The organism is Verrucosispora sp. WMMC514, assembly GCF_027497295.1.
Classification (GTDB): domain Bacteria; phylum Actinomycetota; class Actinomycetes; order Mycobacteriales; family Micromonosporaceae; genus Micromonospora; species Micromonospora palythoicola.
In genome coordinates, this window is the sequence record NZ_CP114906.1 from 1,011,538 (window position 1) to 1,037,737 (window position 26,200).

Below are 26,200 nucleotides of genomic sequence, written 5' to 3' on the forward strand. Positions count from 1 at the left end.
CGCGCTCACCCGACAACCTCCTTCCGCAGGGCGACCAGCCGCTGCGCGGTGCGCAGCGCGGCCGAGGTCATGATGTCCAGGTTCCCGGCGTACGCGGGCAGATAGTGCCCGGCGCCGGAAACCTCCAGGAAGACCGAGACCTGCAACCCGGTGAGCTGCCGTCCCAACGACGGCACGAAGGTGTCGACGCGGTCGAACTGCACGTCCTGCTTGAGCCGGTAGCCGGGCACGTACTCCTGCACGCTGGCCACCATGTCGCCGACGGAGGCGGCGATGGCGGCGCGGTCGGCGTCGGCATCCGGGCAGAGGCAGTAGACGGTGTCGCGCATCAGCAGCGGCGGGTCGGCCGGGTTCAGCACGATGATCGCCTTGCCCCGCTCGGCGCCGCCGACCACCTCGATCGCCCGGGCCGTGGTCTCGGTGAACTCGTCGATGTTGGCCCGGGTGCCCGGGCCGGCCGACCGCGAGGCGATCGACGCGACGATCTCCCCGTACGCGACCGGGGTCACCCGCCGTACCGCGGCGACGATCGGCACGGTCGCCTGCCCGCCGCAGGTGACCATGTTCAGGTTGGTCTCGCCCAGGTGCTCCTCGAGGTTGACCGGTGGCACGACGTACGGGCCGATCGCCGCCGGGGTCAGGTCGATCACCGTCCGCCCGTGCGCGCGCAGCACGGCGTCGTGGTGCCGGTGCGCGCCCGCCGAGGTGGCGTCGAAGACCAGTGCCACGTCGGCGAACTCGGGCATCGCGACAAGTCCCTCGACACCCTGCGCGGTGGTCGCCACGCCGAGCCGCCGGGCCCGGGCCAGCCCGTCGGAGGCCGGGTCGATACCGGCCACCGCCACCATCCGCAGCGAGTCCGACAGCCGCATCACTTTGATCATCAGATCGGTGCCGATGTTGCCCGACCCGATCACCGCCACACCCGTCATCCGTGCACCTCCTTGGTGAAACAGGTCCGCACCGAGCCGAGACCGGAAATGCGGGCCTCGTACGCCGCACCCGGGGTCACCGCCACCATCGGGCCGAGCGCGCCGGAGAGCACCACGTCACCGGCGCGGAGTGGATCACCGGCGCGGGCCGTGGTGCCCGCCAGCCAGGCCAGCGCGTGCCACGGATTGCCCAGGCAGGCCGCCCCGGCCCCCACCGACACCGGCTCTCCGGCGTGTTCCAGGACCATCCCGCACAGCCGCAGGTCGACCTCGGCCGGCCGACGGGGCGTGGTGCCGAGCACGAACAGACCACTGGAGGCGTTGTCGGCCACCGTGTCCACGATGGAGATGTCCCAACCGGCGACCCGCGAGTCGACGATCTCGATGGCCGGCAGCAGGTGGTCGACGGCGCGCAGCAGGTCGGCGGTGGTGACCCGGTCGTCGGGCAGGTCGGCACCGAGCACGAAGGCGACCTCCGCCTCCACCCGGGGTTGCCGGAGGCGACCGATCGCCACCTCGGCACCGTCGGGCACCGCCATCGCGTCGGTGAGCACCCCGAAGTCCGGCTCGTACACCCCGAAGCTCTCCTGGACCGCCCGGGAGGTCAACCCGATCTTCGCGCCCACCCGGCGCTGCCCGGACGCCAACCACTCGCCCACCTGGCGCTGCTGCACCCGGTACGCGGCCTGGACGTCCCCCTCCGGCAGCAGCCGCCCACGCAACGGCGGACACGGCTTGCCGCCGGCTCGGGCCTCAGCCAGTTCCCGCGCCGCCAACTCGACGTCGTTCATGACAGCTCCACGCAGACGTTCGTCAGCTCCGAGTAGAAATTCAGCGAGTGCACGCCGCCCTCCCGACCGATGCCCGAGGCCTTCACCCCGCCGAACGGGGTCCGCAGGTCACGCAGGAACCACGTGTTGACCCAGACGATGCCGGCGTCCAACCGGGCACCGGCCCGGTGCGCCCGGCCCACGTCGCGGGTCCAGACCGTCGCCGCCAGACCGTACTCCGTGCCGTTGGCCAGGGCGTACGCCTCATCCTCGTCGTCGAACGGGGCCACGTGCACCACCGGCCCGAAGATCTCCTCGCGGTTCGTCCGCGCGTCCGGGCCGAGGCCGGTCAGCACCGTCGGCTGCACGTACGCGCCACCGTCGCGGGCGTCGCCGAACCGGGGCACCCCGCCGCCGGCGAGCACCCGGGCGCCCTCGGCCCGCGCCAGGTCGTAGTGCCCGAGCACCTTGTCCCGGTGGCCGTGCGAGATCAGCGGCATGTTCACCGTCGCCTCGTCGCCCGGCCACCCGTACGCCAGCTCGCCGGCGCGCTCGGCCAGCCGCGCGGTGAACTCCTCGAACACCGGCCGCTGCACGTAGATCCGTTCGGTGCAGAGGCACACCTGACCGCCGTTGGTGAAGCTCGACCGGACCGAACCGGCCACCGCCGCGTCCAGATCCGCGTCGGCGAAGACCAGTCCGGCGTTCTTGCCACCCAACTCGAAACTGACCGCCTTCACCCCGTCGGCGGCGGCCCGCATGATGGCGCCGCCGGTGGCCGACTCGCCGGTGAAGGTGATCGCGTCGACGTCCCGATGGCGGGTGAGGAACTCGCCGGCCGAACCGGGCCCGAAGCCGTGCACCAGGTTGAACACGCCATCGGGCACCCCGGCCGCCGCCATCACCTCGGCGAGCAGCGTGGCCGACGCCGGCGTCTCCTCGCTCGGCTTGACCACCACCGCGTTGCCGCAGGCCAGAGCGGGGGCGACCTTCCAGGTGAGCAGCAGCAGCGGCAGGTTCCACGGCACGATGACCGCGACCACGCCGACCGGCTTGCGCACCGCGTAGTTGAGCGCCCGACCACCGGTCGGGCTGACCGTGGTGAACGACTCGGTCGGCGCGGTCGCCACGATCTCCGCGAAGGCCCGGAAGTTCGCCGCGCCGCGCGGGATGTCCAGGTTGCGGGCCTGCGAGATGGACTTGCCGGTGTCGGCGACCTCGGCGGCCACCAGGTCGTCGAAACGACGCTCCAGTTCGGCGGCGATCCGGCGCAGCACCTCGGCGCGTTCCCGCTCCCCCGCCCGGCCCCACGGGCCCCGCAACGCCGCCCGGGCCGCCGACACCGCGTCGTCCACCGTGGACCGGTCCGCCTCGACCACCTCGAAGACCGGTTCGCCGGTCACCGGGCTGCGTTTGGTGAACCGGTTTCCGGCGTCGACGAACTCGCCGCCGACGAAGTTCCTCAGCAGTCCGGGGCCGTCCGGTGCCCGCCCGGCCATCAGCCGGGGATCCCAGAGCGTCATCCGCGCCTCCTGAACCCGAGCGCCACCGCCGCGCCGACCACCGCCGCCAGACCGGCCGCCGCCAGGCCGACCACCTGGTACTGCCGGCGGACCCGACGGCGCACCTGCGCGTACGGGACGGTGGAGAAGGACACCAGCTCGTACTGGGAGACGTACCGGCCGGGCAGCGCCCGCTCCAGGGCGTGCTCGACCTGCTTGCGGGCCCGGAAGACCGGGGAGGCGACCTTGTCGCGCATCTCCACGAAGTTGGCCAGCGCCATCCGGGCGATCGCCTCGGCGTTGTCCTGCCGGCGGTGCTGAAACAGCGGCAGCGCCGCAGCCCAGTCCCCGGCACACTCGTCGAGGCAGCGGTCCAGCTCCACCACGTCCTCGAAGGCGCAGTTCGCGCCCTGGCCGTAGAACGGCACGATGGCGTGCGCCGCGTCGCCGAGCAGGGCGACCCGGCCGTCGACCTGCCACGGGTCGCACCGCACCGTGCCGAGCACGCCGACCGGGTTGTGCTGGTAGTCGTCGACCAGGTTCGGGGCGATCGGCGGCAGGTCCGGATAGTGCTGCGCGAAGTGCCGCTCGATCGCCGCCGGGCTGCCCAGCGAGGCGAAGCTCGCGGTGCCATGGGTGGGCCAGAACAGGGTGCAGGTGAACGAGCGGTCCGGGTTGGGCAGCGCGATCATCATCGAGGTGCCGCGCGGCCAGATGTGCAGCGCACCCGGGTCGAGGGCGAAGTCGCCGTCCAGCGGCGGGATCGTCAGTTCCTTGTAGCCGTAGTCGAGGAAGTCGACGCTCTCGGTGACCAGGCCGTGGGCGAGCAGCTGCCCGCGTACCGCCGAGCCGGCACCGTCGGTGCCGAGCACCACCCGCGCGCCCTCGGTCACCGGACCCTGCGGCGTCTGGAAGGTCATGGTGCCGGTCGCCGGGTCGAGCCCGACCAGCCGGTGCTCGAAGGCGATCCGCACCCCCGGCAGCTTGGCGGCGGCCGCCAGCAGGGCGTTGTTCAACGCACCCCGGCTGATCGAGTTGATCGCCCGGTCGCCGGAGACGCTGTACGACTGGAATCCGGTCGGCCCGCCGACCGGATGGATCATCCGGCCGCGCATCGGCAGGGCGTCCGTCATCACCTGTTCGGCCAGTCCGATGCGGCGCAGCGCGTCGAGCCCTCGTTCGGAGAGCGCCAGGTTGATCGACCGGCCCCGCTCGGGGGTGCCGCCGCGCGGGTCCGGGCGTCGCTCGTAGAGCGCCACCGGATGGCCCCGGCGGGCCAGGAAGCAGGCCAGCAGGCAACCGGCCAGCCCGGCGCCCACCACCGCGATCTCGTCGCCCTCTCCGGTCACCGGGCCACCCCCGAAACCGTCGCGCGCAACGCCTCGGCAACCCGCCAGCAGTCGTGATACGTCGAGTACAGCGGCACCGGGGCGAACCTGACCACGTCCGGCTCCCGGGCGTCGGCGATCACCCCGTGCTCGTGGCGCAGCCGTTCGGTCAGCTCGTTGGCGCTGCCCGTGCCGATGCGTACCGAAAGCTGGCATCCGCGCCGGCGCGGCTCACGTGGGGTGATCACCCGCAGGGGCCGGTCGGCGGTGACCTCGTCCAGCAGCCGCTCGAGGTAGCCGGTGAGCCGCAGGCTGCGCGCCCGCAGCGCCGGCATGCCGACCGAGTCGAACAGTTCCAGCGAGGTGCGGACCGGCCCCATCGCGAAGATCGGCGGGTTGGAGATCTGCCACGCCTCCACGGTGGCCGGCGGTCGACTGACCGGAGCCATCTGGAACCGGGTCGCCGCCGCCGTGCTCCACCAGCCCTCGAAACGGGGCAGCGTCGCGTCGCCGTGGTGCCGCTCGTGGACGAAGACCCCGGCCAGCGCGCCAGGCCCCGAGTTGAGGTACTTGTACGAGCACCAGGCGGCGAAGTCGACGTCCCAGTCGTGCAGCGACAGCGGTACGTTGCCCGCCGCGTGGGCCAGGTCCCACCCGACGACCGCGCCGGCGGCCCGGGCCGCCGCGGTGATCGCCGGGATGTCCATCAGCTCGCCGGTGAGGTAGTTGACGCCACCGAGCAGGACCAGCGCCACGGTGTGGCCCTCGGCCGCCAGGTACCCGGTGACGTCCTCGGTGCGCAGGGTGTCCTCACCGGGGCGCGGCGTGAGCCGGACGACCGTGGTGTCGGGGTCGAGGCCGTGGAAGCGTGCCTGGCTGCGCACCGCGTAGCTGTCCGACGGGAAGGCGCTGTCCTCGATGACGATCCGGGTCCGCTCGCCTGCCGGCCGGTAGAAGCTGACCATCAGCAGGTGCAGGTTGACCGTCAGCGAGTTCATCACCACGGTCTCCGTGGGCAGGGCGCCAACCAGTCGGGCGGCCGGCGCCGTCAGCAGCTCGTGGTACGGCAGCCAGGGCCGTTCGGCGGCCAGATGCCCCTCCACGCCGAGCCGGCGCCAGGCGTCCAGGTCGGCCAGGAGTTCGTCGCGGGTGGCCCTCGGTTGCAGGCCGAGCGAGTTGCCTGCCAGGTAGGCGGCCTCCGGATAACGCCCACCGTCGGCCGGCGGCACGTGGAACAGGTGCCGGTGCCCCGGTTCGGCCGCGTCGAGGCGGAGCGCTTCGGCCTCGGTGTCGTTGCTCATCGTCGTCACAACCGCCTCACATCGCCGTCCGGGCCGACCACAGTTCGGGGAAGACCACCCGGGCCATGCTGCGTTGCAGCCACGCCAGACCGGCGGAGCCGCCGCTGCCCACCTTGGCGCCCATCGTCCGCTGCACCGCCTTGATGTGGTGGTGCCGCCAGTCGCCGAACTGCTCGGCCACCTCGGTCAGCGCCTCGCCGAGCATCCGCAGGTGGTTGTCGGGCCCGGCATCGGCGTAGATCCGCACCCAGGCCGCCTCGACGGCGGGGTGCGTCTCGTGTTCGGTGGCCACGTCCCGCTCCAGCAGGTCCGCCGGCAGGTCGTGACCGTGCCGGGCGAGCAGGGCGACCACCTCGTCCCAGACGCTCGGGGTGGCCAGGGCGTCGGTGAGCTCGGCGTGCACCTCGGTCTGCCGCCGGAACGGGCGGATGAGTGCCGGGTCGCGCAGCCCGAGCAGGAACTCCAGGTGGCGGTACATCGCCGACTGGAAGCCCGACCCCTCGCCGAGCAGGTTGCGGAAGCGGTTGAAGTCGGCCGGGGTCATCCAGCGCAGTCCCCGCCAGGCCGCGTTGAGCCCTTCCAGGTGCAGCGCGGCGCGGCGCAGCGGCGCCAACGCCTCCCACACCCGGTCGGCGCGCAGCAGCCGGGACGTCTCCCGTAGTTCGTGACAGGTCAGGCCGAAGTACAACTCCATGATCTGGCTGACCATCAGGAACGACATCTCGCCCGGGTCGGTGCTGAGCGGCTGTTGCAGCCGATGCAGCGTGCTGGCCTGCACGTACGCGTCGTACGGCACCCGCTCGGCGAACTCCAGGGTCGGTTCGCCGCCGTTGCGGGCGGCGCGCGCCACCCGCTGCCGTGCGGTGACCGGACGCACCTCCGTCCGGGGCCGCAGCTCCGTCTGCTCCATGCGTCCGCTCCTCCCGGCTCGCTCGTCCAGTCATGATCTCCCGTGCGGTTGGCCAGATGGAATGCCTGTTCAACGGCGCTTTCGGTGGTCGACCTAAGGAACGGAAGCCGCTCGCCGGCAATGACCTGCCGGACGTAAGGTCGCCGGCATGGACGAGATGGACTGGGCCCTGCTCCGCGAGTTGCAGGCCGACGCGCGGTTGTCCTTCAGCGAGCTGTCCCGGCGGGTGCACCTGTCCCCACCGGCGGTCGCCGAGCGGGTCCGTCGGTTGGAGGAGACCGGCGTGATCAGCGGGTACCACGCCCACGTCGACCTGGCCCGGGCCGGTCGCACCGTGGTCGCGCTGATCCGGATGTCCTGTTACGGCGCCCGGTGCATCCTGCACGATCCCGAGGTCGCGCGATGGCCGGAGATCCTGGAGATCCACCGGATCACCGGGGACGCGTGCAGTGTGTTGAAGGTCGCGGCCGGCTCGATCGGAGACTTCGAGGCGGTCATCGACCGCCTCGCCCCCTACGGCCAGCCGTCGAGCACGATGGTGCTCTCCACCCCGCTCGCCTGGCAGCCGGTCACCGCGACGGAGGGGACCCCTCCTGACGGCCGTCCCCGTCGCCGGGAGCCGGGTTAGCCACCGGAGCAGAGGGAAAGCCACGCGGGTCGCCCCAGCAGGAACCGGTACGCCGGTGCCGGGAGGGAGGATCATGCGAGGTCTGCGACAGTACGGAGGCGTCCAGCACGCCCCGTCGACCATCGCCCGACTGTTCGGGGCGTTCGTCCTGATCGCGGCGTTCGCCCTGGCCGGGCTGCTGCTGCCCGGCACCGCACCCGCCAGAGCGGGGGAGAACACCTTCGTCGAGGTGACGCCGAACAGCGTCCAGGCCGGTTCCCGGGTGAGCATCCGGGCCAGTTGCGACAACGCCAACGACCGTCAGGCCGAGGTGACCTCGGACGCGTTCGACCGGGTGTACCTCCGGCCGGACAACGGCTTCCTCACCGCCTCGGTCACCGTGCCCGGCAACAAGGCGGCCGGCGACTATCCGGTGCACCTGCGCTGCGACAACGGCCGGACCGCCAGCACCACCCTGACCGTGCTGAACATGGACCAGCCCACCAAGGGACCGGCCACCGGCGGTGGCGGTACGGCCGACCGGGGCACCGGGTCGATGCTGCTGCTCGGTGGCGTCGCCACGGTGACCGCGGCGGTGGTCTTCGGCCTGTTCAGCAGCCGGCGCCGGGCCGGTTCCTGACCCACCGTCACCATGGCGGGCTTCCGCGTACCCGCGCCGGAACCGGGCCCCGGTCCACGCCGTACCGGCCGTCGGGGCCGACGTGCCTGGCGGCGAACGGTCGCCGCGGCCGGCCGGCTGGTCCGGGTCGCCGCGCAGGTCGGTTCGGCGAGCGTCGCCACGCCCGATCCCGCGGCGGCACCGCTACCGCCCAGGCGACGCCCCACCCGGGCGGTGGGGACCGGACGTTCCGGTCACTCCGGTCCGGGACTACCGGTGCTGGTGATCGGCTCGCTGATGCTGCTGATCATCGCGATGCTCGGCGTCGAGCGGATGACCGGGCTGAGCGTGCTACCGGACCGGTTCATCGCCGGGCTGGCGCCGCCGCCCAGGAAGTTTCCGCTGCTGGCCGCGAGCGAGCCGGTCGGCATCGAGATCAACAAGATCGACCTGGCCGCTCCGGTGCACAACGTGGGCATCGCGCCCGACGGCAGCATCGCCGCGCCGCCGGCCGAGCGGGCCCAGGAGGCCGGCTGGTACGACCAGGGGCCCACCCCCGGCCAGTACGGCCCGGCCGTCATCGTGGGGCACGTCGACACCACCACCGGACCGGCCGTCTTCCACCAGCTGCCCCAGTTGCGCGCCGGCGACCGCGTCGAGGTCGCCCGCTCGGACGGCTCGGTGGCGATCTTCGAGGTGGACCGGGTCGATCGGTTCGGCAAGGAACGACTACCCACGGACGACGTGTTCGGTGACTTCAGCCGTCCGCAGCTGCGGTTGATCACGTGTGGGGGGCGGTGGGTCGGCGGGGAGACGGGGTACGCGGACAACGTCGTGGTGTTCGCTTCGCTGGTCGAGGCTCGTTAGGTGTTGCTGTTGGGGGTTTTCGGGGGAGCCCGACCCGCTCCGGGCGGTCAGGCTTGATCCCTGCGCGGGTCGGGCTCCCCCGAAAACCTGTTCGGCGTACTCGCCGCCTGGCAGCGCAGAGTGTCGTCCGCGCAGGCTGGTGGGAGATCTGAGTGGGCAGGCCGGTCGCAGGCGGCGCGTGTTCGTTGGGTCAGGCGGCTTCGGGTTCGCGGAGGTCCAGCCAGTCGGCCCAGCGCGGGTCGGGGGCGCGGTGGCCGAGCACGCGCCAGGCGATCCCCTTCGGGGCGGTCGGCAACGAGTGCAGTCGCCAGCCCAGCTCGGCAGGGGTCTTGTCGCCTTTTGTGTGGTTGCACCTGGCGCAGGCGGCGACCACGTTCTCCCAGGCGTGCCGGCCGCCGCGGCTACGGGGGAAGACGTGGTCGATGGTCTCCGCCGGCCCACGGCAGTAGGCGCACCGCCAGCCGTCCCGGGCGAAGATCGCCCGCCGGGACAGGCCCACGTGGGTGCGGTAGGGCACCCGGACGAACCGGGTGAGCCGGACGACCGAGGGCACCGGCAGCGCACTGCGGGCACTGTGCAGGATGCCCTCACCGTCGGCGACACAGACCGCCTTGGCCGAGAGCACGAGAATCGCGGCCCGACGTACCGACACGACACACAGCGGCTCGTAGGTGGCGTTGAGGACCAGCGCGCCGGAGCCCACCGTGGGTCGTATGTCAGGCATCGCGTCACCCTTCCGGTCAAGCGGCTTACCACTCGCCACCGCCGACCGGCGTCGGGCACAGCCCCACACCACGTCGACGCCGGCCGGATCACCGACGTCCGCTGCGCCAATCGTCCCTGATCGGACCCGGGAATGCACGTACTAATCCTGGGTACGGCCGGTGCTTTCCCTCCGCCCGCCCGACCGGCCGGGCGGCACCGACCGGTGGGTCGACGGCGGGGCCGCCCGTCGGTTGCGGTACGAAAACAGGGTGACCGTCAGCAGCCTCAGCCCCACCCCCGCCCCGTCCCGCCCGGAGCCGGTCGAGACGCCCAGTCCGGAATGCCTGGACGAGGCCCTGTGCAAGATCGTCTTTAACTGGACCGACTCGGTGTGGTTCGCCGAGGGCAGCTTCTGGATCCTCGTGAAGCCACTACGGATCATCATGATCCTGCTGCTGGCGTTGGCCGCCCGGTGGCTGGTGCACCGCACGATCCGCCGCCTGGTGCGCACCACCAGCGACGCCGGGGTGCCGACCATGCTCCGCCCGCTGCGCGAGCGCATCCCGACCGCCGCCACCGAGCCGGGCGAGTTCGTCCCGGAGCGTCGCCGGCAGCGCGCCGAGGCGATCGGCTCGGTGCTGCGGAGCCTGACCACCGCGTTCATCTTCGGCATCGCCCTGCTGATGGTGCTCAAGGAGTTCAGCTTCGACCTGGCACCGCTGCTCGCCAGCGCGGGCATTGCCGGCGTCGCGCTCGGTTTCGGCGCGCAGAGCCTGGTCAAGGACCTGATCGCCGGGTTGTTCATGCTGATCGAGGATCAGTACGGGGTGGGCGACAACGTCGATCTCGGCGAGGCCTCCGGCGTGGTCGAGGCGGTCGGACTACGGGTCACCACCGTCCGGGACGCCCGAGGAGTGCTCTGGTACATCCGCAACGGCGAGATCGTCCGGGTGGGTAACAAGAGCCAGGGGTGGGCGTTGGTGGTGGTCGACCTGCCAATCGGTTTCGCCGGCACCGAGGAGGCGACGGCCGTGCTGCGTACCGCCGCCGCCTCGATCGCGGTGGACCCGGAGCTGGCCCCGTCGATCGTCGAGCCGCCGGAGGTGCTGGGCGTCGAGCAGGTCACGGTGGAGGGCACGGTGATCCGTACGGTGGTGAAGACCACCGCCGACGGTCAGTTCAGTGTGGCCCGCGAGCTGCGTCGCCGACTCGCCGAGGCGCTGGAGAACTCGGGTATCACGGCGAGGATCGCGGCGGGCCGCCTCTACCCCGGTCTACCTACTCGAACGGACCCCGAGACCGGTCAGGGCGGCGCAACCTGAGCCGACCGGCGGGGGTCGCGTCCGACCGACCCCCTCGGGTATCGTCCGTTCGTTCAGTCGGAGATGCGACCAACCAACCGTTCGCCCTAGCCAGTTGTCAGACGATCGGGCAGAATCCGGTGCACACGCTTACCGAGCGGTGTCACGTCCTCGCTGATCTGCAGACCTGACGATGGTCCCGGGCCGCCATCACGAGTGGCCAGACACCGGGACGATGGAGGCGATGGTGTCCGACGAGCGACCTTCTCCGGAAGGGCCGGCCACCTTCCGGGAGGTTTTCGCCCAGCGTGAGTATCGGGCCGTCTTCGCGGCCAGCACGCTGACCTGGCTCGGTGACTACGTCGCCCGCGCGGCCGTCACCCTCCTGGTCTATCGGGAAACCGAGTCCGTGGCGCTGTCGGCGGCCGCCTTCGCGGTGAGCTACCTGCCCTGGCTGGTCGGCGGTCCGTTGTTGGCCACGATCGCCGAGCGGCACCGGTTCCGTCAGGTGATGGTGGTCTGCGACCTCGTCCGGATGGCGCTGATGCTGCTCGTCGCCGTCCCGGGGATGCCGGTGCCAGTGATCCTGGCGCTACTGTTCGCGACCACGCTGGCGAATCCGCCGAGCCAGGCCGCACGCTCGGCACTGCTGCCGTTGATCCTGCCCGGAGACCGGCTCGTCGTCGGACTGTCCGTCAACGGCAGCGTGGGACAGGCCGCCCAGGTGGTCGGCTACCTGCTCGGCGCTGCCGTCGCGACGGTGAGCCCCACCGCCGCGCTGCTGATGAACGCGGGTGCGTTCGCGCTGTCGGCCCTGCTCGTCCGGCTCGGGGTGCGGGACCGGCCACCGGCGATGAGCAGCGCTCACCGTAGTCACCTGCTCCGGGAGACCGCCGCGGGGTTCCGGATGGTCTTCCAGACACCGGTGCTGCGGGCGATCGCCGTCCTGGTCTTCAGTGCCATGCTCTTCTCCATCGTGCCCGAGGGGCTGGCGGCGGCCTGGGCCAACGAACACGCCGGGGAGAACATGGACCCGGGACTGGCGCAGGCGGTGATCATGGCGGCCACCCCCGCCGGCTTCATCCTCGGTGGTCTGATCATCGGTCGTGCCGTCGCACCGGCCCGGCGACTGCTGCTGCTCCGGCCGTTGGCCGTGATTGCCCCGCTGGCGCTGGTGCCCTCGTTGCTGGATCCGCCGCCGATCGTGGTGGCGCTGCTCGCCGCCCTCTGCGGCTTCGCGGTCGCCGGGCTGCTCCCGACGGCCAACGGGCTCTTCGTCCAGGCCCTGCCGGACGGCTTCCGGGCTCGGGCGTTCGGTGTCATGGCGACGGGCGTGCAGGTCATCCAGGGCGCGGCCGTACTGGTGACCGGGCTGCTCGCCGAGCGGTTTCCGATCCCGCTGGTGGTGGGGTTGTGGAGCCTGGCCGGGGTGATGTTGATGTCGCTCGTCGCCCTGCGCTGGCCCGACCAGCAGACCGTGGCCGCCTCCGTCGAGACCGCCCGGGCCGCCTCCACCGCGACCGACGGGACCATGGGCCCCGCCCGCGGGCCGCAGGACGGCTCCTCCGACGATCCCGGTCCGGGGCACGTGGGGCCGGGCCGGCCACGGCACGCGGTGACCTGAGCCACTCTCGTTCACCCGGTGCCGGCCGGGCGGGCGCCGGGGCGGGCCTGGCAGGATGGAACGGTGAATCCCGCAGGTGAGTCCGAAGGCCACGGCGAGGCGGTCACCTTCTTCGACGCCGTCGGCGGTGAGCCCACGTTCCGCAGGCTGGTCGAGGAGTTCTACGCCGGCATCGCCGCCGATCCGCTGCTGCGCCCGATGTATCCGGAGGAGGATCTGGGCCCGGCCGCCGACCGGATGCGGCTGTTTCTCATGCAGTACTGGGGTGGCCCGAACACCTACTCGACGCAGCGGGGCCACCCCCGGCTGCGGATGCGCCACGCCCCGTTCCGGATCAGTGCCGCCGAACGCGACGCCTGGCTGGGTCACATGCGCCGGGCGGTCGACCACCTCGACCTGCCTCCGGCGCTCGCCGCGGAACTGTGGAACTACCTGGAGCGGTCGGCGTACTTCATGGTCAACGACATGTCGGACCCGGCGGCACACGGCTGACCGCCGTCGTACCACCCGACCGGTCTGACGACGTCGCCCCGGTCAGAGCAGGGCGCCCTCGTCGTGCAGCCAGTCGACGAAGCTGGTGGCCACCGCGGCACCGCAGTCGAGCAACTCGACCAGCAGCGCGTCGTGGGCACCGGCCGCGAGCGGCACCTGCAACTCGGCGTAGATCGGCAGCTGCCCACGTTCGGTGGGATCACCCACGTACGCCTTGCAGAAGCGTCTGGTGTGGTTCCACTCGTTGACCACCCGGTAGGCCCGGTCCGCCCAGTCCGGCGGCACGGTCGCGTGTGGCCGGGCCCGCAGCACGAGGATCTCGTCCTCCGGCCCCTCGAGGGTGACCAGCACCGCGTGCCGCTCCCACATGGCCAGCAGGTTGCCGTCGCCGTCGGCCAGGTAACGCACGTCGAGCAGGTCCAGCGCGTCGCAGATCCGGCGCAGGGTGACCTGTTCGACGGTGGCTGGCATGTCGGCGATCAACGGACGCTCCGCAGCCGGGCAGTCGTCGCCCGGTTGGCGGGGCGCCGGCGGGCCGACCCGGACGGTACCTTCCACCATGATCCTGCTTCGAGTTTCCGGGTCACCGCCACTGGCGGGACCTGGACGCCATGACCACCACGGCATCGCTCGCGCACCTCACTCCCCAGCGGATCCGGTCGCCTACAGTGGGTGGATCCGAGGATGGACGGTACCCGGACAGCCGGAACGAAGCACCCCCCCAACGCCAGCACCAAACCGGAAGGATGGGTAGCGGTCAGCCGTTCGGATGAGTCACGGATGGCCGTACGACAAGATCCGTGGCCTTCTGCGACCAGATGGCTCCGTACGGTCCCACCAGTCCGACCCATCGGCCAGCCGCCCGCACCTGCACGCCGTCAGCGTCTGACGAGTCCTCCGAGGCGGCGAGGAAACCCATGCGAACCAGACCCTGGACCATCCGCTGAGTCACCTCCACCGGACGGTCAGGCTGGTCGTCGGGGGTGACCACCACCGCCACGTGGTCCAGCAGGGCGTCGCGCAGCACCCGCTGCCCCACCGCCCGGCCACCGACGCCGTGCTCGGCCGCCGCGCGCAGGGTGCCCGCCGCCGCCTCGGCCAGCCGGCGCAGTTCCCCGCCCGGCAGCGTCTCGACCCGACGACTGACGGCCGGCGGCAGGGCCCACCGCCACTGCGCGTCGTGCCGGGCCGGCAGGTCCGCGCCGCCGGCCGCGAGTTCGGCGAGCAACTGCCCGGCGGCGACGGTCACGTCAGCCGGGCACGCCCCAGCCACCGTGCGCACGGCCAGTACCTCCCACGGCAGCCGCGCCCAGAGGGCGGTACGCGCGCCGGCAGCGGCCGGCCTCAGCCGGACCAGGGCGGCGCGCTCCAACCGGACCAGCCGGGCCAGGAACGCCCCGGCGTCGGCGCTGTCGACGATGCCGTGTCCGGTGCTCATGGCACCACCTGCGCCGCGTAGCCGAGCAGGAACGTCCGCTCCGGCTCGCTCAGCCGCCGGGGTACCTGCCGGGCCAGGTCGAACGGCACCAGCACCGAGCGGGCCCGACTGATGAGCAGCTCGCCGTCGTACATCTCGTAGCCGACGGTGAAGGAAGCGGCCCGCAACTGCTCCACCCACAGCTCGATCCGGACGGTGGGCGCGGTCTCGACGGTGGCCCGGTCGAGGGCGTAGTCCACCGGCCGCAGGTAGTCGACCTCGTGCCGGCGGATGACCACGCCCTCGGCGAACGAGTCCACCCCGTACGCCCGGGCACCGACGAACATCAACGCCACCCGGGCCTCCTCGTACAGGGTGAGAAAGCGGGCGTTGTTGACGTGGCCGTACGCGTCCAGGTCGGACCAGCGCAGGGTGCAGCGGTAGACGAACCGGTCAGCCACGACGGATCGCCCGGTCAGTCCCGGGTCAGCTTGCGGTACGTCACCCGGTGCGGACGGGCCGCCTCGGCGCCGAGCCGGTCGACCTTGTTCTTCTCGTACGCCTCGAAGTTGCCCTCGAACCAGAACCACTTCGCCGGGTCCTCGTCGTCGCCCTCCCAGGCCAGGATGTGCGTGGCGACCCGGTCCAGGAACATCCGGTCGTGGGAGATCACCACGGCGCAGCCGGGAAACTCCAGCAACGCGTTCTCCAGGCTGGACAGGGTCTCCACATCCAGGTCGTTGGTCGGCTCGTCCAGCAGGATGACGTTGCCGCCGATCTTCAGCGTCAGCGCCAGGTTGAGCCGGTTGCGCTCGCCGCCGGAGAGCACCTTCGTCGGCTTCTGCTGGTCGGGGCCCTTGAAGCCGAACGCCGCGATGTACGCCCGCGAGGGCATTTCGACCTTGCCCACCATGAGGTGGTCCAGCCCGTCGGAGACGACCTCCCAGACGGTCTTGTCCCCGTCGAGGCCCTGACGGTTCTGGTCGACGTAGGACAGCGACACCGTCTCGCCGACCCGGACCCGGCCGCCGGTCGGCTCCTCCAGCCCGACGATGGTCTTGAACAGGGTGGTCTTGCCGACGCCGTTCGGCCCGATGATGCCGACGATGCCGTTGCGGGGCAGCGAGAAGGAGAGGTTGTCGATCAGCAGCCGGTCGCCGAAGCCCTTGGTCAGGCCGTTCGCCTCGATGACCGTGTTGCCCAGGCGGGGGCCCGGCGGGATCTGGATCTCCTCGAAGTCCAGCTTGCGGGTCTTCTCCGCCTCGGCGGCCATCTCGTCGTACCGGTCGAGTCGGGCCTTGGACTTGGTCTGCCGAGCCTTGGCGTTCGAGCGCACCCAGTCCAGTTCGTCGGCCAGGCGCTTCTTCATCTTGGCGTCGCGGCGACCCTCGACCGCCAGCCGGGCGGCCTTCTTTTCGAGGTAGGTGGAGTAGTTGCCCTCGTACGGGTAGGCCCGGCCGCGGTCCAGCTCCAGGATCCAGTTGGCCACGTTGTCCAGGAAGTAGCGGTCGTGGGTGATGGCGACGACCGTGCCGGCGTACTTGGCCAGGTGCTGCTCCAGCCACTGCACGCTCTCGGCGTCCAGGTGGTTGGTGGGCTCGTCGAGCAGCAGCAGGTCGGGCGCCTCCAGCAGCAGCTTGCACAGCGCGACCCGACGGCGCTCACCGCCGGAGAGCTGGGTCACGTCGGCGTCCGGCGGCGGGCACCGCAGCGCGTCCATGGCGAGTTCGAGCTTGGAGTCGATGTCCCAGGCGTCGGCGTGGTCCAGCTCTTCCTGGAGCCGGCCCATCTCCTCCATCAGCTCGTCGGAGTAGTCGGTGGCCATCTGCTCGGCGATCTTGTTGAACCGCTCCAGCTTGACCTTCGTCTCCGCCACCGCCTCCTCGACGTTGCCGAGGACGGTCTTGGCGTCGTTGAGCGGCGGCTCCTGCGCGAGCATTCCCACGGTGAAGCCGGGCATCAGCCGGGCCTCGCCGTTGCTCGGCTGGTCCCAGCCCGCCATGATCTTGAGCAGGCTGGACTTACCGGCGCCGTTCGGACCGACCACCCCGATCTTGGCGCCCGGCAGGAAGTTCAGCGTCACGTTGTCGAGCACGACCTTGTCGCCGTGCGCCTTGCGCGCCTTGTCCAGGACGTAGATGAACTGGGCCACGGTGCGGGCTCCTCCGTCGCTGTCGATCGCCGATTTCGCGTGCCACGGGCGCGGGCCAGGGCCGCTGTCCGCCGCCGTCGGCCGGCAGCCGGCCGCACGCACGCCGTCGTCAATCCTGACAGGTACGCCGGACCGCGCCCACATCGCCCCGCCAGACGGTGTCCAGCGGGTCCGGCCAGCGCCCCGACCACCGGCGGCGGGAGCGCACCTGTAAACATGATCACGTCCAGGGTTCGCCGAGTTCGGCACGGGTAGGTGAGTCCGGCACAGGGGAACAGACACCGCAGCTACGCTCAGTACGCTCATCGCGGTGGACCCGTCAGCACCCGGAGGTGGCCGATCGTGACCGTCCGTAGCTCCTTTGTCGTAGTGGCGAACCGACTGCCGGTCGACGAGGTGAGCACACCCGAGGGACGGCAGTGGCGACGCAGCCCCGGCGGGCTGGTCACCGCGCTGCATCCCGTTCTCGCCGAGCACCAGGGCACCTGGGTCGGCTGGGCAGGCGGCACCGGCGCGGCCCCCGAGCCGTTCGACCTGGAGGGCATCCGGCTGCACCCGGTGCCACTGAGCGCCGAGGAGCTGGAGCGCTACTACGAGGGGCAGTCCAACGCCACGATCTGGCCGCTCTACCACGACGCCGTCGAGACACCCGCCTACAAGCGCCGCTGGCGCGAGGCGTACCGCCTGGTCAACGCCCGGTTCGCGGAGGCCGCGGCGGAGGTCGCCGCCGAGGGGGCCACGGTCTGGGTCCAGGACTACCAGCTCCAACTGGTGCCGGCGATGCTCCGGGAGCTGCGCCCCGACCTGCGGATCGGCTTCTTCCTGCACATCCCGTTCCCGCCGATCGAGCTGTTCATGCAGATGCCGTTCCGCACCGAGATCCTGCGCGGCCTGCTCGGCGCCGACCTGGTCGGGTTCCAGCAGCGGCTCGCCGCGCAGAACTTCGTCCGACTCGCCCGGCACCTGTTGGGGCTGCGGTACGAGGGCCAGATGATCCAGGTGGACGGCCGCCAGGTCAAGGCCGGCGCGTTCCCCATCTCCATCGACACCAAGGAGATGGAACGGTTAGCCGCCGACCCGGCGATCCAGGCGCGGGCCAAGGAGATCCGCGAGGAGCTGGGCAATCCCAGGACGATCATTCTCGGCGTCGACCGGCTCGACTACACCAAGGGCATCGAGCTGCGCCTCAAGGCGTTCCGCGAGTTGCTGGCTGACGGAAAGTTGACAGTCCCCGACGCGGTTATGGTGCAGGTTGCCACACCGAGCCGCGAGCGGGTGGAGCACTACCAGGCACTTCGCGTCAAGGTTGAGCGCGAGGTTGGTCGGATTAATGGCGAATTCGGCCGGGTTGGTGTGCCGGCGGTGCATTATCTGCATCAGTCGTACAGTCGGACCGAACTGGCTGCGATGTACGCCGCCGCCGACGTGATGATGGTCACTCCGCTGCGAGACGGAATGAACCTGGTGGCCAAGGAGTACGTCGCATCAAGGGCGGACCACGGGGGCGCACTCGTACTCAGTGAGTTCGCCGGCGCCGCCACCGAGCTGCGTCAGGCGTTCCTGTGCAACCCGCACGACCCAGACGCGGTCAAGGACGCTCTGCTACGGGCCGTGCATGTGGAGAAGCCGGAGGCTCGTCGCCGTATGCGGACAATGCAACGCCATCTGCGCACCCACGACGTGGGGCACTGGGCGAAGTCCTTCCTCACCGAACTCGGTGTGCCCGACATGGAGGCAGCGTGAACGCGGCGTCCAACGAGAACAGCACGCCCGTCGCGGGCCCGATGGATCCGGAACTGCGCTCCGCCATCGGGCGCATCGCCCGGGTACCCCAGCTCCTGGTCGCCTGCGACTACGACGGCACGCTCGCGCCGATCGTGGAAGACCCCAGCAAGGCCGTACCGTTGCCGGAGTCGGTGGCGGCGGTGCGGGCCTTGGCGGCGCTGCCGCAGACCACCGTGGCGGTCGTCTCCGGCCGCGCGCTGCGCGACCTGGCCGCCCTCTCCCGGCTGCCGAGCGAGGTCCATCTGGTCGGCAGTCACGGCTCCGAATTCGACATCGGCTTCGTCGAACGGCTCTCCCCCGAACTGATCGCCGTCCGGGCCCGGCTGCGCGACGCCCTGCGGGACATCGCCGCGGCCCACCCCGGTGTCCGGCTGGAACGCAAGCCGGCAAGTGTCGCCGTACACACCCGGGGGGTGGCTCCCCAGGTCGCCGCCGCCGCCATCGACGCGGTCCGCAACGGCCCCGCGACCTGGCCAGACGTCACCGTCACCCAGGGCAAGGAGGTCATCGAGCTCTCCGTCGTGGCCACCCACAAGGGCACCGCCGTCGACCAGCTGCGCACCCAGCTCTCGGCCAGTGCGGTGCTCTTCATCGGCGACGACGTGACCGACGAGAACGCCTTCGGCAACCTGCACGGCCCGGACGTCGGCATCAAGATCGGCCCGGGTGAGACGAAGGCCGGTTACCGGGTGGCCGAGCCGATCGAGGCCGCCCGGGCGCTGGGGTTGTTGCTGGAGACCCGACGGCACTGGTTGTTCGGTGAGCGGGCGGTGCCGATCGAGCGGCACTCGATGCTGGCCAACGGTCGGACGGTCGCACTGCTCACGCCGGACGCCAAGGTGAGCTGGCTGTGCAACCCCAAGCCCGACTCGGCGGCGATCTTCGCGGATCTGGTCGGTGGCAGTCCGGCCGGGCACTTCAGCGTCGCACCGGAGCGGGGCGGCATTCCGCTGGGCCAGCGCTACCGGTCGGGCACGATGACCGTGGAGACCCGCTGGTCCGGGCTCACCGTCACCGACTGGCTGGACAAGCCGGATCCCAAGGCGACGCCGGACGGCCCGGCGATCATCTCTGGCGATTCGACCCTGATCCGGGTGCTGACCGGCACCGGCCGGGTCCGGATCGAGTTCGCACCCCGGCCGGAGTTCGGCCAGGTGGCGGTGCAGCTTCAGCCGCTCGGCGACGGCCTGCTGGTGCTCGGCTCCAACGAGCCGGTGGCGCTCTACTCCCCCGGCGTGCAGTGGGAGGTCGGCAACGACGGCGGGTACGAGACCGCCAAGGCGGTGGTCGACCTCGCCGCGCTCGGCGGCCAGGTGGTGCTGGAGCTGCGTTTCGGTACGCACAGCCTGGAACACCACCGGCTACCGATCCACGAGCGGCAGGCCGCCGCCGAGCGTCCCTGGAAGGACTGGGTGGCCTCGCTGCGGCTGCCGACCACCGCCCGGGACCTGGTCGCCCGCAGCGCCCTGACCCTGCGCGCCCTCTGTCACGAGGCCACCGGCTCGATCCTGGCGGCGGCGACCACCTCGCTGCCCGAGGAACTGGGCGGAGTACGCAACTGGGACTACCGCTACTGCTGGCTGCGGGACGCGGCGATGACCGCCCGGGCCCTGGTCGACCTGGGCTCGATCACCGAGGCCGAGGCGTACCTGCGCTGGGTGGACGGCTGTGTGGAGCGCACCGGTGGGCACCCCGAACGGCTGCACCCGCTCTACACGGTCGACGGCTTCGAGCTGGGTGCCGAGGCGGTCATCGACACCCTGCCCGGCTACGCCGGATCCCGCCCGGTACGCGTCGGCAACCTCGCCAACCACCAGCTCCAGCTCGACGTCTTCGGCCCGATCGCCGACCTGATCGCCGCCACCGCCGACGTGCGCGGCTCGGTACGCGCCGAGGAGTGGCGGGTGCTGGAGAACATGGTCGAGGCGGTCCGCCGGCGCTGGCACGAGCCGGATCACGGCATCTGGGAGGCCCGACTACCACCCCGGCACCACGTCTTCTCGAAGGTCATGTGCTGGATGACCGTCGACCGGGCGCTGCACGTGATGCGTCAGCACGGCGGCGAGGACCGCCCGGAGTGGGTGGAACTGCGCGACCGGATCGGCGCCAACGTGCTGGAGTACGGCTGGCACGAGCACGCCGAGGCGTACAGCGTCGCGTACGGCGACGAGGACATGGACGCCTCGTCGCTGTGGATCGGGATCTCCGGACTGCTGGCCGGTGACGATCCCCGCTTCCTCTCCACCGTGTTGAAGATCGAGGCGGATCTGCGCAGCGGCCCGGTCGTCTACCGCTACCACTGGGACGACGGGCTGCCCGGTCGCGAGGGCGGCTTCCACATCTGCACGGCCTGGCTGATCGAGGCGTACCTGCGCACCGGCCGGCGGACCGACGCCGAGGAACTGTTCCTGCAGATGATCGACACGGCGGGTCCGACCGGCCTGCTGCCCGAGCAGTACGACCCGCTGGCCGAGCGCGGCCTGGGCAACCACCCGCAGGCGTACAGCCACCTCGGCGTGGTCCGCTGCGCCCTGCTCCTCGACAACATGCTCAAGCAGTAACAAATCGCCCACACCCAAGCGGCCGGAGACCCTCGTCTCCGGCCGCCTCCACGCACACCTCACCCCCCGGTTTCCCTGTTGATCATGAGGTTGGCGGCGTTTATGATCTCCAAAACTGCCGCTAACCTCATGGTCAACGCTGTGGGTGCCTTTGGGGTGTGGGGCGCCGCCCGGGGGGTTTGGGTGCTACGCCGGTTTTGGGCGGTCGGGCTTGACCCCAGGGCCGGTGCGGCGGGCGCGGCGGATGCGAGCCCGCATCCTTCCTTGTCGTGCGGGAGGGGCCAGCGTTTGGTGTGGATCTTGGTGCGATTGTGCCCCTTGGGGGGCGTTGTCGGACCAAGATTGCGGGTTGTGGGTGGCGGTTGTCGGGTTTGGGGTGGGTGTCGGGTTCCGGGCGTGGCTCGGGGTGGAATGGGTGCGGGCCCCGGGGGCGTTGTGTACGGGTGAACGGCCGAGGAAGACACCGCCCGCCCCGGTGGGTGCGGGCCGCCGGGGAATGGTGGCGGGCCGGTGGTCGTTGGACATCCCCGAACGACCGTGGAGGACACCGCCCGCCCCGATGGGTGTGGGTCCCCGGGGAATGATGGCGGGCCGGTGGTCGTTGGACATGGTCCCGGCGATGCGAAGCGGCGGATACGCCCCGCGTGCCGGAGGACTTTCCCCCTTTCTTTGAGCGCCTTTCTGGTGCTTGCGTGCGCCTGACCGATCCCCCTTGGTGTGGGTGTGCGTCGACCCCCGAATGGAGCTTTGTGATGAACACGATGCTGCGTAAGAGCGTGTTGGGTATCGCGGGTCTGGCCTTCACCGGTGGTCTGTTCGCCGGCCCGGTGGCCGCCCACGCCGACATCACCCCGGTCACCACCGCCCCGGTCGCGGCGGTGCAGGCCGACAAGCCCGACACCAGCAAGCTGCTGCCGCACGGCACCCCCACCGGCCAGTCGCACGTCGACCTGAACGACGAGCAGATCGACAACGTCAAGGCGATCATCGCGGCGACGAAGAAGGCCGGCATGGACGAGCGTGCCGCCGTGGTGTCGATCGCGACCGCGTTGCAGGAGTCGAAGCTGGAGAACCTGGGTCACCTGGGTGACCGCAACGACCACGACTCGCAGGGCCTGTTCCAGCAGCGCCCGTCCAGCGGGTGGGGCACGGTGGAGCAGATCACCGACCCCGAGTACTCCACCCTGGCGTTCCTCAAGGGTTTGAAGCAGGTCGACGGCTGGCAGGACATGCCGCTGACCCAGGCCGCGCAGACCGTGCAGGTCTCGGCCTACCCCGACCACTACGCCCAGTGGGAACAGCAGGCCGCCGACCTCGTCGCCCAGCACTGGACCAGCTGACCCCAGCTGACAACCGAAGACATTCCTCCACAGGGGGAGCAGAAAGCCGCTGGCCGGCACCCGAACCCGGGTGCCGGCCAGCGGCGTCTGCACGCCAACGATCGAACTCACCGCAGCCAGATCAGCAACAGCAAACAGCGAACCCGCCCGGGCCGACTCAAGGGCCCACACCCGGGCGGAGGCCAACCAGGTCAGGCTGGGGGCGACCGTGCCCGGCGCAGGGATCAAGCCTGACCGCCCGAAGCCGGGCACGGTCGCCCCCAGCCCCACCGCAACCACCCAACAAGTCGGAAACCCAGAGCAAACGCTCAGTCCAGCCCGGCCGCCCCCAGTGCCTCGACCACGTCACCGACCACGACCACCGCCGGCGGACGCAACCCCGCAGCGGTCACCGCCTCGGCCACCTCGCCGAGCGTGCAGCGGACGATCCGCTGACCGCCGGTGGTGGCCTCCTGGATGACCGCGGCCGGCGTACCGGCCGCCCGTCCGTGCGCCAGCAGCGTGCTGGCGATCGACGGTAGGTTCTTCAGGCCCATCAGGATCACCAGCGTGCCGCGTAGCCCGGCCAGCGCCTCCCAGCGGACCAGGGAGTCCGGCGACTCCGGCGCGACGTGCCCGGACACGACGGTGAACTCGTGTGCCACCGACCGGTGGGTGACCGGAATGCCCGCCGCGGCCGGTGCGGCGATCGAGCTGGTCACCCCGGGCACCACGGTGACCGGTACTCCGGCCGCCGCGCAGGCCAGCAGCTCCTCGCCGCCCCGGCCGAAGACGTACGGGTCACCGCCCTTGAGCCGGACCACGAAGGCGCCCGCCGACGACCGGTCCACCAGAATCCGGTTGATCTCCTCCTGCGTCCGGGACGGGCCGTAGGGGATCTTGGAGGCGTCCACCAGTTCCACGCCCGAGCGCAGTTCGTCCAGGAGCAGTCCGGGCACCAGCCGGTCGGCGACCACCACGTCGGCCTCACTGAGCAGCCGCCATCCACGGAGGGTGATCAGTTCCGGGTCACCGGGTCCGGCACCCACCAGGGCGACCCGACCAGGACGGCCGCCCCCGTCAGCGGGACGGTTCGCCGGGGTTTCCGGCTCGGTCGGCTCCAGTGGCTTCCGCTCGTGTTGCAGGAGGGTACGGATGGCGTCGCGGACGCTCACCGCGCGATGTGGGTCGCCGCCGCCGTGCACCGCGACGGTGACCGGGCCGTACCGGGTCACGGCCGGGGTCCAGGCCGTCGCCGCGTTCCGGTCGTCGGCGCGTACGCAGAAGATCCGATGTTGGGCGGCGGCGGCGCTGACCTCCGCGGCGGCGCTCGGGTCGTCGATGGCGACCTGCACCAGCCAGGCGCCGTCGAGATCGTCCGGGGTGAACCGGCGTGCCGCCCAGCGCAGCCGCCCGGCGTCGACGTGCGCGCGCAGCGCCGGGGTGATCTCCGGCGTCACCAGCAGTACGTCCGCGCCCGCGTCGAGCAGCGCCGGGACCCGCCGCGTGGCCACCGTTCCCCCGCCGACCACCACCACGCGGAGTCCGGCCAGCCGGAGCCCGAGGGGATAGGAATTGGTGCTCACGCTGCCGCCCGCCTCGCGGGGCAGCGGCGGGGCGCGGCCACTGCCGGACCTGATCGTTGCATCGCACGCCCGCTCATGCCGCCTCGCTCCGCGCATCGGTGGTGCCCGGCATCTCGCCGCCAGCCCGAAGGGTTCGCTCGCTCACTTCTCGGCCACCCCGGCGGAGTCGAAGGTGGCCACCTCGTGCAGTACCCGGACCGCGCCGGTGACCACGGGGAGAGCCAGCAACGCACCGGTGCCCTCACCGAGCCGCAGTCCGAGGTCGATCAGGGGGGTGAGGCCGAGCTGTCGCAGCGCGACCGTCGCGCCAGGCTCGGCGGAACGGTGACCGGCGACCATGGCCGCCACGGAGTCCGGGGCGAAGGCCGCCGCGGCAAGCGCTGCGGAGACCGCGATCACCCCGTCCAGCAGCACCGGTACGCGGCGTGCCGCGGCGCCGAGCACGAACCCGGCCAGGGCGGCGTGTTCCAGCCCACCGACTGCGGCCAGCACACCGAGCGGGTCCGCCGGGTCGGGGTGGTGCCGGCGCAGCGCGGCCCGGACCACCTCGATCTTGTGCTGGTAGGTCGGGTCGTCCACGCCGGTCCCCCGGCCGGTGGCCTCGGCGGCGTCGGCCCCGGTGAAGGCGGCGACCAGGGCGGCGGCCGGGGTGGTGTTGGCGATCCCCATGTCACCGGTCAGCAGAATTCCGGCACCGGCGTCGACCAGGTCGCCGGCGACGCCGATGCCGACCTCGACCGCTGCCAGCGCCTCCTGCCGGTTCATCGCGGCGGTGACGGTCATGTCCCGGGTACCGCGCCGGATCGGTGTTTTCAGCAGCCGGGGCACCGCCGGTTCCGGTACGCCGCCGCGCGGGGCACCGGAACCGTCCGGGCGGTCGTCGGCCTCCGGCAGCGGGGTCGCCACCCCGACGTCGATCACGGTCACCGAGGCGCCCGCCTGCCGGGCGAAGGCGTTGACCACCGCTCCACCGGCCAGGAAGTTGCCGACCATCTGCCCGGTGACCTCCTGCGGCCAGGGACTGACCCGCTGGGCGTGCACGCCATGATCACCGGCGAAGATCGCCACCGCCGCCCGGTCGGGCACCGGCGGCGGGCAGCTGCCGGCCAGGCCGGCGAGGCGTACGGACAACTCCTCCAAGACGCCGAGCGAACCGGCGGGCTTGGTCAGGCGCGCCTGCAACTGCCGCGCCGCGGTCATCGCCGACTCGTCGAGCGGGCCGACGGCCGCGATGGTGTTCTCCAGCATCATGCCTCCATGATCTCGGCCAGCACGGTGGTGAAAGCGTCGGTGGTCGTCCGGTCCCGAACTGCGATCCGCAGCCAGTCCGGACCGAGCCCGGGGAACGTGTCGCCCCGGCGTACCGCCCAGCCACGCGCCCGCAGCCGGTCCCGGATCCGGTCCGCGCCGGAGATCCGCACCAGCACGAAGGCGCTGGCCGGACGACCGGCCACGCGCACCCCGGGCAGGGCCGACAGCCGCGCGACCAGGTGTTCGCGGTCGGCCGCGAGCTGCTCGGCGATGGCCCGTTCGGCCTGGGCCGCCTCGGGGCCCGCACAGGCCTCGGCGGCGGCCAGCGCCGGGGTGGAAACCGCCCAGAGCGGCTGTACGGCGGCCAGTCGGCGCAGCAGCGCGGCCTCGCCGAGCAGGTAACCGATCCGCAGCCCGGCCAGCCCCCACGTCTTGGTGAGGCTGCGTACGACCAGCAGTCCCGGCAGGTCCCGGCGGGCGGCAAGCGATTCGGGTTCGCCGGGCACGCCGGTCCTGGCGGCGGTGTCCGCGAACGCCTCGTCGACCACGAGTACCCGACCGGGGCGGGCCAGTGCGGCGAGGTCGGCGGCGGGATGCAGTACGGAGGTGGGATTCGTCGGGTTGCCGATCATCACCAGGTCGGCGTCGGCGGGTATCCGATCCGGGTGGAGCCGGAAACCGTCCGCCGCGTCGAGCAGCACCCGCTCCACCGGGTGTCCGGCAGCCCGCAACGCGGCCTCCGGCTCGGTGAACTGCGGGTGCACCACCACCGGCCGGCGTACCCCGCGCAGTGCCTGGGCGAGCAGCACGAAGCCCTCGGCGGCACCGGCGGTGAGCAGCACCTCCTCCGGTGGGCGACGGTGCCGGGCGGCGACGGCGGCGCGGGCCGGGCGTGGGTCCGGGTACGCGGCGAGGTCGGCCATCGACGCGGTGATCGGCCCGGCCAGCCAGGGTGGCAGCGGGGCGCGTCGCACGTTGACGGCGAGGTCGACCAGGCCCGTGGCGACCTCGGCGTCGCCGTGGTGGGTCAGATCCGGTTCGACCGCCGTCGTGGGTGTGGTGCTCAGCTGCCCATGCATGACCGCGATCCTGCCGGGAAGGCGGCGCGGGGGACAGCAACCCGGCGGGTGGGCCGCATCACCACGCATCACTTCATGAGTATTTCTCATGC

At 71.7% G+C, this 26,200-nt stretch carries 23 protein-coding genes; 9 read left to right on the top strand and 14 right to left on the bottom strand.

Annotation, left to right across the window (positions count from 1 at the left end):
- Window positions 1-5 precede the first annotated feature (5 nt).
- The 6 genes from O7597_RS04525 to O7597_RS04550 are packed head-to-tail and all read right to left on the bottom strand — an operon-like array spanning window position 6 to window position 6,743.
- Window positions 6-932 (bottom strand): acetaldehyde dehydrogenase (acetylating), encoded by a 927-nt coding sequence (locus O7597_RS04525; RefSeq protein WP_281582100.1) that lies wholly within the window; start codon window positions 930-932, stop codon window positions 6-8.
- The gene (locus O7597_RS04530) at window positions 929-1,723 is read right to left on the bottom strand and encodes a fumarylacetoacetate hydrolase family protein (protein WP_269737863.1); all 795 of its coding nucleotides are present in this window, start codon (window positions 1,721-1,723) and stop codon (window positions 929-931) included. Before O7597_RS04530 ends, O7597_RS04525 begins: the two co-directional genes overlap by 4 nt.
- On the bottom strand, window positions 1,720-3,201 hold the full coding sequence (locus O7597_RS04535; RefSeq protein WP_281583185.1) for a 2-hydroxymuconic semialdehyde dehydrogenase: 1,482 nt from the start codon (window positions 3,199-3,201) through the stop codon (window positions 1,720-1,722). The genes O7597_RS04530 and O7597_RS04535 overlap by 4 nt, the downstream gene beginning before the upstream one ends.
- Window positions 3,202-3,221: 20 nt before the next feature.
- Window positions 3,222-4,553, bottom strand: a complete 1,332-nt coding sequence (locus O7597_RS04540; RefSeq protein ID WP_269737864.1) for an NAD(P)/FAD-dependent oxidoreductase — start codon at window positions 4,551-4,553, stop codon at window positions 3,222-3,224.
- On the bottom strand, window positions 4,550-5,833 hold the full coding sequence (gene kynU / locus O7597_RS04545; RefSeq protein WP_269737865.1) for a kynureninase: 1,284 nt from the start codon (window positions 5,831-5,833) through the stop codon (window positions 4,550-4,552). The genes O7597_RS04540 and kynU overlap by 4 nt, the downstream gene beginning before the upstream one ends.
- A 16-nt stretch (window positions 5,834-5,849) precedes the next feature.
- On the bottom strand, window positions 5,850-6,743 hold the full coding sequence (locus tag O7597_RS04550; RefSeq protein WP_269737866.1) for a tryptophan 2,3-dioxygenase family protein: 894 nt from the start codon (window positions 6,741-6,743) through the stop codon (window positions 5,850-5,852).
- Between the two features lie 148 nt (window positions 6,744-6,891).
- On the opposite strand from O7597_RS04550, the gene O7597_RS04555 reads away from it, so the two are divergent.
- From O7597_RS04555 to O7597_RS04565, 3 genes are all read left to right on the top strand, one after another.
- On the top strand, window positions 6,892-7,371 hold the full coding sequence (locus tag O7597_RS04555) for an Lrp/AsnC family transcriptional regulator (protein ID WP_269737867.1): 480 nt from the start codon (window positions 6,892-6,894) through the stop codon (window positions 7,369-7,371).
- A 73-nt stretch (window positions 7,372-7,444) separates the two neighbouring features.
- The gene (locus O7597_RS04560) at window positions 7,445-7,990 is read left to right on the top strand and encodes a hypothetical protein (protein ID WP_269737868.1); all 546 of its coding nucleotides are present in this window, start codon (window positions 7,445-7,447) and stop codon (window positions 7,988-7,990) included.
- 12 nt (window positions 7,991-8,002) lie between these two features.
- Window positions 8,003-8,836, top strand: a complete 834-nt coding sequence (locus tag O7597_RS04565; RefSeq protein ID WP_269737869.1) for a class F sortase — start codon at window positions 8,003-8,005, stop codon at window positions 8,834-8,836.
- A 190-nt stretch (window positions 8,837-9,026) separates the two neighbouring features.
- Here O7597_RS04565 and O7597_RS04570 read toward each other — a convergent pair whose 3' ends face one another.
- Entirely contained in the window at window positions 9,027-9,560 is a 534-nt protein-coding gene (locus O7597_RS04570) for an HNH endonuclease (RefSeq protein WP_164447455.1), read from the bottom strand.
- Between the two features lie 250 nt (window positions 9,561-9,810).
- Here O7597_RS04570 and O7597_RS04575 point away from each other — a divergent pair, with 250 nt between their 5' ends.
- The 3 genes from O7597_RS04575 (at window position 9,811) to O7597_RS04585 (ending at window position 12,958) form a co-directional block, all read left to right on the top strand.
- Window positions 9,811-10,863, top strand: coding sequence for a mechanosensitive ion channel family protein (locus tag O7597_RS04575; RefSeq protein WP_269737870.1), 1,053 nt, complete (start codon window positions 9,811-9,813; stop codon window positions 10,861-10,863).
- Window positions 10,864-11,086: 223 nt separating this feature from the next.
- Window positions 11,087-12,466, top strand: coding sequence for an MFS transporter (locus O7597_RS04580; protein ID WP_269737871.1), 1,380 nt, complete (start codon window positions 11,087-11,089; stop codon window positions 12,464-12,466).
- A gap of 63 nt (window positions 12,467-12,529) precedes the next feature.
- The gene (locus O7597_RS04585) at window positions 12,530-12,958 is read left to right on the top strand and encodes a globin (protein WP_269737872.1); all 429 of its coding nucleotides are present in this window, start codon (window positions 12,530-12,532) and stop codon (window positions 12,956-12,958) included.
- Between the two features lie 42 nt (window positions 12,959-13,000).
- Here O7597_RS04585 and O7597_RS04590 read toward each other — a convergent pair whose 3' ends face one another.
- From O7597_RS04590 to ettA, 4 genes are all read right to left on the bottom strand, one after another.
- A complete protein-coding gene (locus O7597_RS04590) occupies window positions 13,001-13,585 on the bottom strand; it encodes a YbjN domain-containing protein (RefSeq protein WP_164447459.1) in 585 nt (194 codons plus the stop codon).
- 130 nt (window positions 13,586-13,715) lie between these two features.
- Window positions 13,716-14,396: a hypothetical protein gene (locus O7597_RS04595; RefSeq protein WP_269737873.1), complete on the bottom strand. Its 681-nt coding sequence runs from the start codon at window positions 14,394-14,396 to the stop codon at window positions 13,716-13,718.
- Window positions 14,393-14,836 carry a thioesterase family protein gene (locus O7597_RS04600; RefSeq protein WP_269737874.1) on the bottom strand — a complete coding sequence of 148 codons (444 nt, stop codon included), beginning with the start codon at window positions 14,834-14,836 and terminating at the stop codon, window positions 14,393-14,395. Before O7597_RS04600 ends, O7597_RS04595 begins: the two co-directional genes overlap by 4 nt.
- Window positions 14,837-14,850: 14 nt before the next feature.
- Entirely contained in the window at window positions 14,851-16,527 is a 1,677-nt protein-coding gene (ettA, locus tag O7597_RS04605; protein ID WP_269737875.1) for an energy-dependent translational throttle protein EttA, read from the bottom strand.
- Between the two features lie 342 nt (window positions 16,528-16,869).
- Here ettA and O7597_RS04610 point away from each other — a divergent pair, with 342 nt between their 5' ends.
- From O7597_RS04610 to O7597_RS04620, 3 genes are all read left to right on the top strand, one after another.
- Window positions 16,870-18,270: a trehalose-6-phosphate synthase gene (locus O7597_RS04610; protein WP_119579773.1), complete on the top strand. Its 1,401-nt coding sequence runs from the start codon at window positions 16,870-16,872 to the stop codon at window positions 18,268-18,270.
- Between the two features lie 41 nt (window positions 18,271-18,311).
- Window positions 18,312-20,873 carry a trehalose-phosphatase gene (gene otsB / locus O7597_RS04615; RefSeq protein WP_269738696.1) on the top strand — a complete coding sequence of 854 codons (2,562 nt, stop codon included), beginning with the start codon at window positions 18,312-18,314 and terminating at the stop codon, window positions 20,871-20,873.
- Window positions 20,874-21,625: 752 nt separating this feature from the next.
- Window positions 21,626-22,213, top strand: a complete 588-nt coding sequence (locus O7597_RS04620; RefSeq protein WP_281582101.1) for a hypothetical protein — start codon at window positions 21,626-21,628, stop codon at window positions 22,211-22,213.
- Between the two features lie 308 nt (window positions 22,214-22,521).
- Here O7597_RS04620 and cobA read toward each other — a convergent pair whose 3' ends face one another.
- From cobA to cobC, 3 genes are all read right to left on the bottom strand, one after another.
- Entirely contained in the window at window positions 22,522-23,778 is a 1,257-nt protein-coding gene (cobA, locus tag O7597_RS04625) for a uroporphyrinogen-III C-methyltransferase (RefSeq protein ID WP_281582102.1), read from the bottom strand.
- 141 nt (window positions 23,779-23,919) lie between these two features.
- On the bottom strand, window positions 23,920-25,026 hold the full coding sequence (gene cobT, locus O7597_RS04630; protein WP_269738697.1) for a nicotinate-nucleotide--dimethylbenzimidazole phosphoribosyltransferase: 1,107 nt from the start codon (window positions 25,024-25,026) through the stop codon (window positions 23,920-23,922).
- On the bottom strand, window positions 25,026-26,198 hold the full coding sequence (cobC, locus tag O7597_RS04635; protein ID WP_281582103.1) for an Rv2231c family pyridoxal phosphate-dependent protein CobC: 1,173 nt from the start codon (window positions 26,196-26,198) through the stop codon (window positions 25,026-25,028). The genes cobT and cobC overlap by 1 nt, the downstream gene beginning before the upstream one ends.
- Window positions 26,199-26,200: the final 2 nt, after the last annotated feature.

Coding starts and splice junctions, on each gene's coding strand:
- O7597_RS04620 (WP_281582101.1), top strand. CDS start 21,626: ATGAACACGATGCTGCGTAAGAGCGTGTTGGGTATCGCGGGTCTGGCC.
- O7597_RS04570 (WP_164447455.1), bottom strand. CDS start 9,560: ATGCCTGACATACGACCCACGGTGGGCTCCGGCGCGCTGGTCCTCAAC.
- O7597_RS04590 (WP_164447459.1), bottom strand. CDS start 13,585: ATGCCGTGGTGGTCATGGCGTCCAGGTCCCGCCAGTGGCGGTGACCCG.
- O7597_RS04595 (WP_269737873.1), bottom strand. CDS start 14,396: ATGAGCACCGGACACGGCATCGTCGACAGCGCCGACGCCGGGGCGTTC.
- O7597_RS04525 (WP_281582100.1), bottom strand. CDS start 932: ATGACGGGTGTGGCGGTGATCGGGTCGGGCAACATCGGCACCGATCTG.
- otsB (WP_269738696.1), top strand. CDS start 18,312: ATGGATCCGGAACTGCGCTCCGCCATCGGGCGCATCGCCCGGGTACCC.
- kynU (WP_269737865.1), bottom strand. CDS start 5,833: ATGAGCAACGACACCGAGGCCGAAGCGCTCCGCCTCGACGCGGCCGAA.
- O7597_RS04580 (WP_269737871.1), top strand. CDS start 11,087: ATGGTGTCCGACGAGCGACCTTCTCCGGAAGGGCCGGCCACCTTCCGG.
- cobC (WP_281582103.1), bottom strand. CDS start 26,198: ATGAGAAATACTCATGAAGTGATGCGTGGTGATGCGGCCCACCCGCCG.
- O7597_RS04530 (WP_269737863.1), bottom strand. CDS start 1,723: ATGAACGACGTCGAGTTGGCGGCGCGGGAACTGGCTGAGGCCCGAGCC.
- O7597_RS04560 (WP_269737868.1), top strand. CDS start 7,445: ATGCGAGGTCTGCGACAGTACGGAGGCGTCCAGCACGCCCCGTCGACC.
- O7597_RS04550 (WP_269737866.1), bottom strand. CDS start 6,743: ATGGAGCAGACGGAGCTGCGGCCCCGGACGGAGGTGCGTCCGGTCACC.
- O7597_RS04565 (WP_269737869.1), top strand. CDS start 8,003: ATGGCGGGCTTCCGCGTACCCGCGCCGGAACCGGGCCCCGGTCCACGC.
- cobT (WP_269738697.1), bottom strand. CDS start 25,026: ATGCTGGAGAACACCATCGCGGCCGTCGGCCCGCTCGACGAGTCGGCG.
- O7597_RS04555 (WP_269737867.1), top strand. CDS start 6,892: ATGGACGAGATGGACTGGGCCCTGCTCCGCGAGTTGCAGGCCGACGCG.
- O7597_RS04535 (WP_281583185.1), bottom strand. CDS start 3,201: ATGGCCGGGCGGGCACCGGACGGCCCCGGACTGCTGAGGAACTTCGTC.